Source organism: Myxococcus sp. CA039A (genome assembly GCF_013336645.1).
Lineage (GTDB): Bacteria > Myxococcota > Myxococcia > Myxococcales > Myxococcaceae > Myxococcus > Myxococcus llanfairpwllgwyngyllgogerychwyrndrobwllllantysiliogogogochensis.
Genome location: NZ_JABUMQ010000027.1, coordinates 43,817 through 56,041, shown reverse-complemented (window position 1 = coordinate 56,041; position 12,225 = coordinate 43,817). Strand labels below are relative to the sequence as shown.

Genomic DNA, 12,225 nt, shown 5'->3' with positions numbered 1-12,225 from the left:
CTGTTTCCCACCTGCCAGGTCCGAGGGGGAACCCTCACGGGGAAGTTGAGAAACCGGGGTGACCCTCTAGAGTGGGTCCGTCATGAAAGCACCGGAGACGGACGAAGACTTCATCCAGTGGTACGAAGACTGCTGGGCTGACCGCGATGAAGTCGAGTACCCCAAGATGTTCGGCGCCATTGATGAAGGCGTCTTCACGCTCGACCAGACGGATGCCATCCAGGCCTGGATGGAGAGCGACCTCGCACAAGTAGAAGGTGAAGCGGACCCCAACTGGGGCCCCATGGGCGTGCGCGCCGCGCCGCCGAGCCCGGACTACCCCTACTGGACCTATGTCACCAGCGGGCTGTCCAATCCCTTCACCGTGGCCCCAGGTGACGAGATTACCGACGAGACACCCAGTGGCATCGGTTACGAGATGGTCATCCACACGCCAGAGCAGGCCAAGTGGCCCGTGTTCCGGCTGCTGGACATGATGGCCTACAACCTCGTGACGATGCGCGCCTTCGCCCTCAACCACCGCTACCCGGTGGAAGGCACGCTCGACGGCGGAGACTCCAAGCTGGGAGGCTTCGTCTTCGTCCGGGACCCGTCCCGCCCCGACCACTTCGCCCTGCCCAGCGGCAAGGTGCAGCTGCTCACGCTCGTGGGCGTCACCAAGAACGAGATGGCCTTCGCGCGCTCCAACGGCCTGGACAAGCTGATGGAGAAGCTCGTCACGGCCGGCACCGGGTACATCACCCACCCGGACCGCGAGGAAGTGAAGCTGTAGTCACCCGCTCCGAGCCACGCGCGCCAGCGGCCCCAAGGCCCTGGCGCGCGGAGGTGCTCCCTCCACCAGCGCCCGCAACGTCCCCGGGTCGAACGGCTTCTCGATTCGAGGCAGCGGCACCGTCTGCAGGAACGCGCGCGCCCGCTCGGTGAATGCGCCGCCCGTCATGAAGACGAAGCGCGACAGCAACTCCGGCCCGCGCGACAGCAGCTCCGCGTGCAGGTCCATCCCCGTCACGTCCGCCATCATCAAGTCGCAGAAGACACGGTCGAAGTCCGCGTCCTGCTCCAAGAGCGCCAGCGCCTCCCGCCCGCTGTGCCTCACCACCACCTCGTGGTGCTGCCCCAACAGCCGCCGCAACAGCGACGCGAGCTGCGGCTCGTCGTCCACCACCAGCACCCGCTTGCGCTCGGGCACCTCCTGCGTGGAGCCCTTCGTCACCGCGTCCGGCACCGCCTCCGTCATCGGCAGGCGCACGCTGAAGGTGCTGCCCACGCCCGGCGTCGTGTTGACGGTGAGTTCGCCACGCATGCTGCGCACCATGCCCAGGCTGGTGGACAACCCCAGCCCGCTGCCCTCACCCACCGCGCGCGTGGTGAAGAACGGCTCGAAGACGCGCTCGGCGACCTCGGGTGTCATGCCGTGGCCCGTGTCCGACACCTCCACCACCACCCACGGTCCCTCCACGCGCGTGGAGAGCGTGACGCGGTGCCGGGTGAAGTCCCCTTCCGGAATCGCATGCGCCGCGTTGACGAGCAGGTGCAGGAACACCTGCCCCAGCCGCGCCTCATGCGCCATGACGGTGGGCACCTCGGCGAAGCGTCGCTCCACCTCCGCGCGGTAGCGCAGGTGCGGCATGGCCATGGAGAGGCCGAACTCCAGCGCCGCGTGCACGTCCACCGGGGACAGGTGCGGCTCATCCGCGCGGGCGAACGTCTGCAGGTCACGGACGATGACGCGGATGCGCTCGGCGCCTTCACGGGCCTCTCGCAGCGCCTCCAGGGCCTCGGCCAGGGGCGCGTTCTTCCCGAGGATGCCCCCCTCCATCGACAGCTCCAACTGCTCCAGCGCGAACTGGAGATTGCCGCTGACGTACGAGAGCGGATTGTTGATTTCGTGGCCCACGCCCTCGGCGAGCTGGCCCGCCATGGCCAGCTTCTCCGACTGCACCAGGCGCTCGCGCGCGGCGACCAGCTCCTCGGTGCGCTCGCGCACCAGGGCCTCCGCCTCCAGCCGGCCGGAGTGCTCGCGCGTCAGCAAGGCATCGCGCTCCGCCTCCGCGCGCTTCTTGCCGGTGATGTCGCGCGAGAAGACGGAGACGTTCTGCCCCGAGCACCAGGCATGCACCTCGTGCCAGCGGTCCGGCGCGGTGCGCACCTCGAAGATGGTGGAGGAACCCTCGGCGGCCACGCGGCGCAGCTCGCGCTCGAACAAGGTGCCGACCAGCTCCGGGCACGCCTGCCACAACAGCTTCCGGAAGACCTGCTCCTGCGTGCGGCCGGTGATTTCGGCGGCCTGCCTGTTGACGTAGGTGATGCGCCACTCCGCATCCACGGTGAAGAAGGCCTCGGGCGTGCTCTCCAGCACGTCGCGCACCCAGTCCAGCGTGTCGCGCAGCCCCTCTTCCATGCGCAGGGCGCTGGTGACATCGCGCAGGCGCAACAGCACGCCGTCCCGCAGCGGCACCGCGGTGCCGAGCAACCACGCGTCGCCCTCCGGGAAGCTGTCCGCGGCGGGCCGGCCTGACTCCACCACCTGCTTGAGCACCGCCAGCCGTCCACCCAGACCCGCGATGGGGGAGATGTCCTTCAGTCGCAGGCCGCGCAGCGTGTCGGTGCCCCGGCCCAGCGCTCGCGACGCGGCGGGGTTGGACCAGAGCCACTCGAAGTCGGTGATGACGCCGGACTCGTCGCGGACGGCACGCAACACCATGCACCCTTCCGAGTCATGGCGCTCCGCTTCCTCCAGCGCATCCAGCAGCGCATCCGCGCCCGGGACTGCCTGTCTCGTGTCCGTCGCCGACATGCCCCGCCCACTCCGGGCTTCCACGTCACCCGGAGGCAAAGCTCCGGAACCCCATCACGGGGCCGCAATTCCTGGAAACGTCCGGAGTCCCCGCATGTCGCCATGAAAGGGCTGCAGGCACAAGCCGAGGCTGCGAGGCACACATCTGCCTCCCTGACACCTGGGAGCACCGGGTTGAATACGATGAACCTACCTCTCGCGTGTCCCCTTCTTTCCAGGGAGCGGACCAGGATGCGCCTCTCGACATGACGCCCACGCTCATCACCGCTGTCCGCTTCACGCCGCTCGACTTGCCGCTGACGGAGCCCTTCGCCATCGCCACGGGGGCGCAGCACATCGCACAGAACGTGCTGGTGCGACTGACACTCGCGGACGGCACGGTGGGGCTGGGCGAGGCGGCGCCGTTTCCAGCGGTGAGCGGAGAGACGCAGGCGAGCACGCTCGCTGCGCTGGAGCAGGTGCACGCGGGGCTCCTGGGCAAGGACGTGCGTGCGTGGAGGCCGTTGTCGGAGTGGCTCGGCGACGGGCTCGCGTTGGCGCCGGCGGCGCGCGCGGGGGTGGAGATGGCGGTGCTGGATGCGCTGGCGCGACATCACCGCGTGCCGTTGTACGTGATGCTCGGGGGCGCGGGGACGACGCTGGACATCGACATGACGGTGACGGCGGGTGACGTGCCGCACGCGGCGGAGTCGGCGCGGGCCATCCTGAAGCGGGGCATCACCACGTTGAAGGTGAAGGTGGGGGCGCTGGCGCCGGACGAGGACGCGGCGCGGATGGTGGCGATTCACGAGGTGGCGCCCCAGGCGCGACTGTTCGCGGATGCGAATGGCGGTTACGACGTGGCGGAGGCGCTGGCGTTCTTGAAGGAGCTGGAGCGGGCGGACGTGCCGCTCGCGCTCCTGGAGCAGCCGGTACCGGCGTCGGACTTCGCGGGCATGGCGGAAGTCTGTCGGCGCTCGAAGGTGCGCATCTGCGCGGACGAGTCAGCGCGCTCGGCGAAGGACGTGCTGCGGCTCATCCGCGAGGGGGCGGCGCACGGCATCAACATCAAGACGATGAAGTGCGGCGTGGTGGAGGCGTTGACGATGTGGAGCCTGGCGCGCGCGGCGGGGCTGGAGCTGATGGTGGGGGGGATGGTGGAGAGCGTGCTGGCGATGAGCGCGTCGGCGCATCTGGCGGCGGGGCTGGGCGGCTTCACGTATGCGGACCTGGACACGCCGCTGTTCATCGCGCGGCATCCGTTCCAGGGAGGGCTGCGCTACGAGGGCGCGCGGCTGCACCTGGACGCGGAGGCGGTGGGGCACGGCGTCACGTTGGCTTGACCAAGGGCTTGGGCGGTCGCGCTAGGATGGGGGCATGAGCGTGGCCGTCTGTGTGGGATGCGGCGAAACGAAGGAAGGCGCTTTCGAGCCTTGTGATGGCTGCGGACTGGACCCCGCTCGCGGTGGGACGGACCGGATGCTCCAGGCGCGCAGCCTGTTGCTCTCGGAGCGCTTCTTCGGTGAGGAGTCGCTGAAGGAACTCGGGCGGAAGATTCGCACGGGTGAGCCGGTGAGCTACGACACGGGGCGACTGTCGCAGCTCGTGGAGGAGCTGAAGACGCAGAAGCTGCCCGTCATCTCCCGGTCCACACCGGGGTGCTCCATCGTGACGTGGAGCGTGCTGGGCATGTTGGTGGTGCTCGCGGCGGGGCTCGCGTACCTGTACGGCAGCTGGAGACACTGAAGCAGTTTCAGCGCGGGGAGAGCGCGACCGACGCCACGTCGAGGGCCTTGTCGAGCTGCGGGTCCTTGCCCGAGGCGAAGGCCAGTGAGTCGGGGACGTCGACATCCACGGGGACGCCCTGCCCTTCGAGGCGTACGCCGTCGACCTCCACGTCTTCCACGGCGAGGTAGAGCAGGTCTCCGGTGGACAGACGCAGCGGAGTCCCCGCGAGGACCGCGCCAGCGGTGCGCTGTCCCACGAGGGTGGCCAGGGCGTGCTGTTTCATGACGAGGGCCACCATCTCCTTGCCGCTGCGGGAGTTGCCATTGACGAGCAGGACGACGGGCTTGCGCCAGGTGGCGGACCAGGCGTTGCGACGGCCCTCGCGACTGATGCCGGTGAAGATGGGGACGGTGCGGTTGAAGAGGTTGAGGAAGGTGGGATTGCAGCCGCCCCAGCCATCGCGGAAGTCGATGACCAGTGCATCCGCGGCGGAGAAGTCCCCGGCGAGGGTCTCCTCGAGCAGGTCCTGATGTTCGGGGCCCGCGCAGGAGTAGAGCTGCTGGTAGGCCACGCGACGGCCGCCGCGTTCGACGATGCTCGAGCTGGCCTTCTGGGCGTCGAGCCACTCGGACTTCGGGTTGATGAGTCGAGGGGTGATGGTGAGGGTGAGCGGGGTTGCGCCCTGGGTGCGCTCGACGGAGAAGCGCGTGGGCTTGCCGACGCGGCGGGTGAGCGACGTCACGGAGGTGAAGGGTTTGTCCTCGACGGAGACGAGCCGATCGCCGCGAAGCAGGCCGGCCTTGGCGGCGGGGCCGTTGGCGAAGACGTGGCGGACAAAGAAGCCCTCGGGGGTTTCCATGACATCGGCGCCGATGCTCGGGGCTTCGTACTTCGGGAGCTTGAGGTAGCGCTGGAAGATGGCGGAGAGGCCAGCGTAGCCCTCGCTGTCGCGCGGGTAGAAGGTGGTGTGTGAGGCACTGAGTTCGGCGAGGGCGGCGCGCGTGAGGCGGGCGAAGTCCTCCGCGCTGGTGGCGGCGGCGCCATAGCCCTGGTGCTTCGTGGCCCAGGCCTCGCCGCGCTTCGCGTCGAAGAAGCGCTTGCGGACGTGTTCGACGACTTCGTCACCGGGCTTGAGGAATGGGGACGCGGCGTGGGCTGCGGTGGCGAGCAGGGCGCAGACGACCACGGCGACGAAGTGAAGACGGAGCGCCATTCCTTGTGTCCTCCTCGCGGTACGAGTCCCGCGCGTGAGGGCGGCATCATCTGCTCGGACGGCGTCTCTTCAAACTACTTCATGGACAGACGGTGGGCTGGGCGTGACCTCTCGTGGGGTGCCCTTGAGTCTGGGAAGCCACCCCGAGCGAAGTGCAGGGCCCCTGGTTAAGAAAGAGGTTCCGTGTTGGATGCCCCCCTCGCCCCGCTTCGTCTCGCATTGGTCGCGGAAGACCCGCTGGCTCGGGGTGCGCTCTCACGGGTGCTCAGCGACCAGGGGAGCGAGCTGCTCACGGTGGCGTCCGGCACACAGGTGGAGCTGGAGTCCGCGAGGGGCGAAGCCTTCGACGTGGTGCTCTGGGACACGGGACTGCGCGTGGTGGAGGCGGAGGCGCGCGTGGAGGTGCCGGACCTGGGGGCGCCCGTGCTCGCGCTGGTGGCGGATGAGACAGCGGGCGAGTTCGCGCTGACAGCAGGGGCGAAGGGGTTGTTGTTCCGGGACGTGGCGCCCATGCCGCTCACGGCGGCGCTGCTCGCGGTGGCACGAGGGCTCGTGGTGTTCGACCCAGGACTCTCCGAGCTGAGGACGTCCACGAGAACGGCCGCCCCAGGGAGCAGCGCCCTGGGCCCCGATGCGCTCACGCCGCGTGAGCGGGAGGTGCTCGCCTTGCTGGCGGAGGGCCTGTCGAACAAGGCCATCGCGGACCGTCTCTCCATCAGCGAGCACACGGCCAAGTTCCATGTGAACGCGGTGCTCGGAAAGCTGGGCGTCCAGCGCCGCACCGAAGCTGTCGTCCGCGCCGCGCGGATGGGCCTCGTCACGCTGTAGCCGCCAGTTGCACCAAGGGTGCTTCAGGTTCGCGACAGACAGACGCCCTTCCTGGTCACCGTCATCCGCACGGACCCTTCACACAAGCGCTGGAACCCACTCGTCGACTCGAAGCTTTAGCGAAGACGCCGCTACGACTTCCCCCAGGACCTTTCTGAGGACTCCCGCGGTCGTACCACCCAACTCGAAGGAGCGCGCCTTGTCGACTCCGTGCCGGGGCATCCCCATGCAGATCATGGCTGCATCGTCACGTTCATAGATGCCGCAGTAGGGCCCCGTGGGAATTGGCTGCTTGAAGCCCAGGCTGCTCATCACCGGAGCGATGACGGCAAGGAGATTGGGTTCGTCTCCAGAGAAAGTGCCATTGCAGGCCTGCGGCATCGTGCCCACTCGAAACTTGGCGAGTGCACCCCATGCCAGCATCTCGCGCAACGTTTCGAACTTCTCGTAGAGGTCATCCTCGTCAGCACCTTCCTCTTTTGACGCCACCAGCGCATCACCGCGTGCTGGTGCATCAAGGTCGTAGAAGAGAGGCATGGGCATCATGCCATTGGAATCATGTGCAATCAGCAAGAGTCGAGGATGAGGCTCGACCCAGCCCTTGGCATAGCAGTCGAGTATGCGCTGTGCCGAGAAGTCGAGCGTAGGATAGGCCAGAGGGCCCATGCGTTGCCCCATGCGGCTGAGGAACCACCGATAGAAGGTTGGTAGGGGACGGCCTGCAATCTTCTCGATTTGCTCCAGGGAAGCAGGCGAGGCGCCCTTCCACTGCGCCGCGAGCCCTGGCACGACGCGTAGGAGCAATTCCTCTACCGCTTCTTCTTCTCGTGCCGACATTCTTCATCCTCGGTCTTGCCTTTGGTGCAGAGCATCAGGGGCAGAATGATATTGCAGGTTCCGCATGGGGGGACGCTTTCTCCATGCCCGAAGGAGCCCAGGACCGGCTCAGTCCGGTCACTGCGGAGGTACTCGACTTCCCCGTCGGTCCGCTGATTGGCGCTGTGGAACCATCGCTCGGTCAGACCGCTGACTTTGGCCCCAGCATCGAGCGCGAGCGCGAGCGCCTTGGGACCAGCGCAACTGCCCGGAGGGTAACAGGCGGGCGGGGTGGAGGTTCGAAGCCATTTTTCATGAAGGCCAGCAGCCCGATTCCACGCCGCATCTACACGGTTTGGGTCCAGTCCGTTCTTTTCGCAGAACCTCTGGGCGAACGCCTGGACCTTCCTGAGCTTGATGTTTTCGCTCTGGCCTGTTTCCGCATTTTTACGGGCGATTGAAATATCGAGGCCTCCATCCGCGGGGGCGTGCCAATGGAGTTCGTCCGTGACGATTTCACGGAACACCTTCTCCGTCCTGCTTGAGTGGTCTGCATACTTCTGGTTGCACATACACTGAACCACGCCAAGCATTCTTCCCGTGTCCATTCTCGGCGAGGGAAACTTCCGGCTCTGGTCGGGACCTTGATTGTTCTTGGTGAGCGCCTTTGCCAACGTCTTGGCGTCCTCCCTCGTCGCATCCGTCTCTTTCAGCGCGCCAGCGGATGAATGTTTTTCATCGCAGAGAGGACAGTTTTCCTCTCCCGTGACGAGCGTAAGCAACCAACCGGAAACCTGTATGACCCCCATCAGCGTCGCAGAGTTGGCCGGACTACCCCTCGGTCCGCAGTTGTTGAACATCGGGTCACCGAGCAACTGGACGTTCTTCCCCTCTATCTTCACGTCCATGGACCCAGGCCCCACGAAGCTCGTCGGGCCCTCCACGTTGGAGGAGACCATCCCGCCCCCGGTCCCCTGACTGGCCACGTCCCCCATCGAGCCGAAGGTCGCTCCCCGAATGGCGACCTTCTTCCCTTCGATTGTCACACTCGTGGAATACCCCTTCGTCTGCGACCCACTCTTGCCGATGTTGGGCAACGGCGTGGGCACGAACGGTGCCGGGGGCCCCGGCATCTTGCAGACATTGGGCAGCGTCGCCGCCGCGACTCCGCTGCTCCCTTCGGTTACTGGAGTCTTCGGAGCATTCACTGACACTTTCGCCATGGGAAATCTCCTCTCATGCAGCCCGCGGAGCCTCCAAGAGCATCGCCCCCCGCAGCCCGGAATCCGAGCCCGCCATGACCAGGGCTCGAGGGCCGCGTGCGTATCCCCGCGCGAACGACTGGATGGCCAGCACTCCCCCGAGCGCCCCGAACGCGGCCCCCATGTCGCCCCAACAGTCACTTGGGGCTTTGTAGCTCGGGCCCTTCCATACCTTCGGCGCCCGCAGGGCGACGAAGCCCCACTCCTCACTTCGGTAGCGCTCGCCGTTGATGTCCGCGTACACGGTGTCCACACTCTCTGTCGCGAGGTCTAGCCTCGCGACAGCCCCTTGCACTGCTTGAGTCATTCCGACTCCCAGAGAGCCCGTCTCACTATCGCGGAGGCGCGCCTCCTGAGCCGTGCACGCGCCGCGCACGATGGCCCCGCTGGGAAAGCCCAGGCGCCGGCGCAAGCCAGCGCTCATCAGTGCAAGCCCTCCCGCACCTTCGCCTGGAACGAATCCACTTCGGACTCCCGGCTGTGCGAACCGGCGGCATTGCTCCAGCCACACGAATGTCTCCGGGTGGTGGTAGCTGTCCGCTCCCACCACCAGGAACAGATTGTCCCGGCCCTCGCTGCACTCCTTCACCACCTGCTCGACAGCCAGAATCGCTCCAGAATGCCCGCGCCCGGCAAGTTCAACGCTCACCTTGGACGTCTTCCTCGAAAGGCGCGCCTCCAGGGACTGGACGACCCATGCCGCATCGTTCTCCGAAAACCCTGGGCGGGTTTCTGGAAGCGCGAGCAACACGGTGAGCCTTCCTCCATAGAGAACCTTCTCGCCCAGCTCCGCCTCCAACTCATCAAGCACACTCTCGGCCATGGGCAGCAGGCGCTCGCGCCCTTCAAGCCGGGTCGTCAGCAGCGCGTCAGCGGCAACCACGACCCGCTCGCCGCGCAGGTCTATGAACGGATACTCGGCGTAGCGCGAGATGCCAGCCCGCACGGAGGCCGCGCTGCTCGCGGCGGTGAGGCCGACAGGCGTTCGTGCACCCATGGCCACCACTTCGACCTGAGCGTTCATCTCACGCCCCCGTCCTCGATGATTGTCGTTTCGTCGAGGTAGTCCGCCTCTGGCGAGGGAACACGCAACACGCTCTGCCACACCAGCGAAAGGCGCCACGCCTCCAACTCCATCAGCACCGTCACCAGACGCGCGGCATGCAGTTGGCGCCGCGCGAGGATACGGGTGGTGAAGCCCAGTGAAATGCGCGGCAACTTGAAGCGCAAGACCCCTTTGGGAGTCATGTTGAGCAGCTCGACGTGCTCTCCACCGAGAAGCGGCATCTGGGTTCGCTGATCCGTGGGAGCGCTGAGTGCAAAAGCGGCGTCGTGGTCATCGGGCAACAGCGGCTTTTTCGACTGCGCCCATCGTGCATCGTAGGTCCCCGCGAGCTTGCGACGCGGCATCCATGAAGAATCAATCGGTCCGAAGCCCGCGGGCCCTCTCTCCGATGGAGCGCCACGGGGATACTCAATGGAGTGGGCCGGTCGCCCCACCAGATGCGCCGCTCGACGTGCGAAACCCCGCCCGATGGGGTTGCGCGCATCCATGCTCTGCTGCTGGAGGTCGCCCGACAGGTCACTCCCTCCAAATGCTGATTCATAGCGAATGGGGCGCGTGGTGAATGGCCGCGGCCGGGTCGGCGCGACTCCCAGCAGGCCGTTCTCGTAGGTCCGGTCTCCGTGGACGAGCAAGTCCTTGTGGAGCCTGTCTACACGGAGCGAGACTGGCACCGTCGGAACCGGTTTCCCCCCGGGCGCATATGCGCACGCATGGACAAGGATGTCGGTGAGAGGCTTCTCCGCGAGGAGTTCCGAATCGGAGCGCAAACTCGACCTGCCTGGCTCGCCAAGGTACTCAGGTGCGAGCACAGGGGGCAACTGCTCATCAGCAAGCGTGAGCTGCCCATCTGGCGCAATGTCGAAGGTCGCCTTGACGGCGACGAGCCACCAGTGCACGCCATGCTTGTCTCGGGTCCAGTTTCGTTCCGCAGCGTAGGGCGTCTGGTTCTTCAAGGCCCACATCGCTTCAACCTAGCAAAACCCAGACACTCCCGACAATCCGCGCATCCACCGTCAAGTCCTCAACCAAGGCAGAACATCCTGGCAAGAGGCGGGCCTGATGGAATGGCATCCTGGTAAAAAGAAGAGTGGAGTCCCTATCCAACCAGAGAAGCCACCACATGAAGGATTCTCCCTCAAGAGCAGCGTGGGACGGGCCACACACCAGGTCATGCCTGTTCTGTTGATGGACATCCAAGAGGAGCACCTGGACGAGGCGAGTTTCCTCTGGGGGCAATGGAACCGAACCCTGGTGGCGCCAGACCGGGAGCTGCGGGATGCGGCCTCGCTGGAGGAGCGATTGTTGGCGCACCTGGACGGCCTGGTGGTCGGCGGAGAACCCGTGGCGCGGGAGCTGCTTCTGCCCGCGCTGGATTCAGAGGACCCACCGCGCATCTCCGCGGCGCTCTGGGTGCTGCTCGCCAAATCAGGGCGTATCGAGCTGGCAAACGTGGTGGAACGCCTGCAGACCGCTCCCGAAGGTACTCGTGCCGCCCTCCAGCAGGCGCTGGAGCTTTGCGAGCGGCCAGATGTAGCCGACACCCTGCTGTCGCTCGTGAAGCCCCAGGTGGCCTCCCGCCATTGCTGGGCATTGGAGGTGCTCGGCGCCAGGGGACAGCTTCCGCGTGATCTGGTGGTGGAGTTGCTTGGACACCCGGACGGCCGAGTCGTCGTGGCCGCGCTCCGAACTACGCCCTTCCTGTCCCGGGACGTGGCGTTGCGTGAACTTCCCCGATTGCTGGCGGACTCGCGGCCTGGAGTCAAAGACGCCGCGGTCATCGCGGGGATGATTGCTGGAGTGCCTGCCGCCTGGGAGACCGTTCGTAAGTCCGTGGCGGCCCGCACGAAGTCAGACCCGACGGCGCTCGTACTGCTGGCCTTCGGTGGCAACGGGCGTGACCTGACTCGGCTGCTGGAATGCACCGATGAGGAGTCCATGCGCGAGGACGCCCTCTGGGCGTTGGGTTTCAGTGGTTGGGCGAAGGCCGCCGAGACGTGCCTGGCCTTCATGGAGTCGACGGCCCTGGCGTCACTCGCAGGCGAGGCCTTCAGCGCCATCACCGGGCTGAAGTTGGAAGGCGCCTATGTGAAGGCACCTGAGGAAGAAGATTCTCTACCGCCGCTTGAGGAGGACCTCTCGAGAGACTTGGAGCTCCGGCCGGAGCATGCACTGCCGAGACCCGCGGGGCAGGCAGTGTCCACGTGGTGGAAGACGGCTCGGACGGGGTTCGCCGCCGACACCCGCTACCTGCGTGGTCGCGAGTTCAGCGTAGACGCACTGCTGGATGAGCTGGAATGGGGTCCCATGCGGCGTCGGCACATGCTCGCGCTGGAGTTCTCCGTCCGAAGTCGGGGTGCCTGGCAGTTCCAGACACGGGCCTTCACGCGGCGGCAGCATGCCGGGCTGGCGCAAGCGCGGGAGTTGAAGGGCCGGCTCCCAGCGATTCCGTTCCCCCGCATGTTGGCGTGGTGAGCTGCGGCACAGGGGCCTGGGGGACAGCCAGCCGACCACACTCGGCACGAGTCGACACTCCGCG

The 12,225-nt window shown here is 66.6% G+C and carries 11 protein-coding genes; 5 read left to right on the top strand and 6 right to left on the bottom strand.

Going from position 1 to position 12,225, the window contains the following annotated elements:
- Positions 1-82: 82 nt before the first annotated feature.
- The gene (locus HR086_RS06895) at positions 83-772 is read left to right on the top strand and encodes a suppressor of fused domain protein (RefSeq protein ID WP_141641155.1); all 690 of its coding nucleotides are present in this window, start codon (positions 83-85) and stop codon (positions 770-772) included.
- Here the strand turns inward: HR086_RS06895 and HR086_RS06890 are convergent, their stop codons facing one another.
- Complete coding sequence (locus tag HR086_RS06890; RefSeq protein ID WP_174465168.1) at positions 773-2,797, bottom strand: ATP-binding protein; 2,025 nt, start codon at positions 2,795-2,797, stop codon at positions 773-775.
- Positions 2,798-3,042: 245 nt separating this feature from the next.
- Between HR086_RS06890 and HR086_RS06885 the strand changes: the two genes are divergently transcribed.
- On the top strand, positions 3,043-4,119 hold the full coding sequence (locus tag HR086_RS06885) for a dipeptide epimerase (RefSeq protein WP_174465167.1): 1,077 nt from the start codon (positions 3,043-3,045) through the stop codon (positions 4,117-4,119).
- Positions 4,120-4,153: 34 nt separating this feature from the next.
- Positions 4,154-4,522 carry a hypothetical protein gene (locus HR086_RS06880; RefSeq protein ID WP_141641153.1) on the top strand — a complete coding sequence of 123 codons (369 nt, stop codon included), beginning with the start codon at positions 4,154-4,156 and terminating at the stop codon, positions 4,520-4,522.
- A 7-nt stretch (positions 4,523-4,529) separates the two neighbouring features.
- Here the strand turns inward: HR086_RS06880 and HR086_RS06875 are convergent, their stop codons facing one another.
- On the bottom strand, positions 4,530-5,717 hold the full coding sequence (locus HR086_RS06875; RefSeq protein WP_174465166.1) for a S41 family peptidase: 1,188 nt from the start codon (positions 5,715-5,717) through the stop codon (positions 4,530-4,532).
- A 183-nt stretch (positions 5,718-5,900) separates the two neighbouring features.
- Between HR086_RS06875 and HR086_RS06870 the strand changes: the two genes are divergently transcribed.
- Positions 5,901-6,545: a response regulator transcription factor gene (locus HR086_RS06870; protein ID WP_174465165.1), complete on the top strand. Its 645-nt coding sequence runs from the start codon at positions 5,901-5,903 to the stop codon at positions 6,543-6,545.
- A 78-nt stretch (positions 6,546-6,623) separates the two neighbouring features.
- On the opposite strand, the gene HR086_RS06865 is transcribed toward HR086_RS06870, so the two are convergent.
- From HR086_RS06865 to HR086_RS06850, 4 genes are all read right to left on the bottom strand, one after another.
- Positions 6,624-7,382, bottom strand: a complete 759-nt coding sequence (locus HR086_RS06865; protein WP_174460147.1) for an SMI1/KNR4 family protein — start codon at positions 7,380-7,382, stop codon at positions 6,624-6,626.
- A complete protein-coding gene (locus HR086_RS06860; protein WP_174460148.1) occupies positions 7,355-8,584 on the bottom strand; it encodes a DUF4150 domain-containing protein in 1,230 nt (409 codons plus the stop codon). The genes HR086_RS06865 and HR086_RS06860 overlap by 28 nt, the downstream gene beginning before the upstream one ends.
- Positions 8,585-8,597: 13 nt before the next feature.
- Positions 8,598-9,569, bottom strand: coding sequence for a hypothetical protein (locus HR086_RS06855; protein WP_371745816.1), 972 nt, complete (start codon positions 9,567-9,569; stop codon positions 8,598-8,600).
- 74 nt (positions 9,570-9,643) lie between these two features.
- The gene (locus tag HR086_RS06850; protein ID WP_174460150.1) at positions 9,644-10,651 is read right to left on the bottom strand and encodes a DUF2169 domain-containing protein; all 1,008 of its coding nucleotides are present in this window, start codon (positions 10,649-10,651) and stop codon (positions 9,644-9,646) included.
- Between the two features lie 208 nt (positions 10,652-10,859).
- Here HR086_RS06850 and HR086_RS06845 point away from each other — a divergent pair, with 208 nt between their 5' ends.
- Positions 10,860-12,161 (top strand): TIGR02270 family protein, encoded by a 1,302-nt coding sequence (locus HR086_RS06845; protein WP_174465164.1) that lies wholly within the window; start codon positions 10,860-10,862, stop codon positions 12,159-12,161.
- The last annotated feature ends 64 nt before the right edge of the window (positions 12,162-12,225 follow it).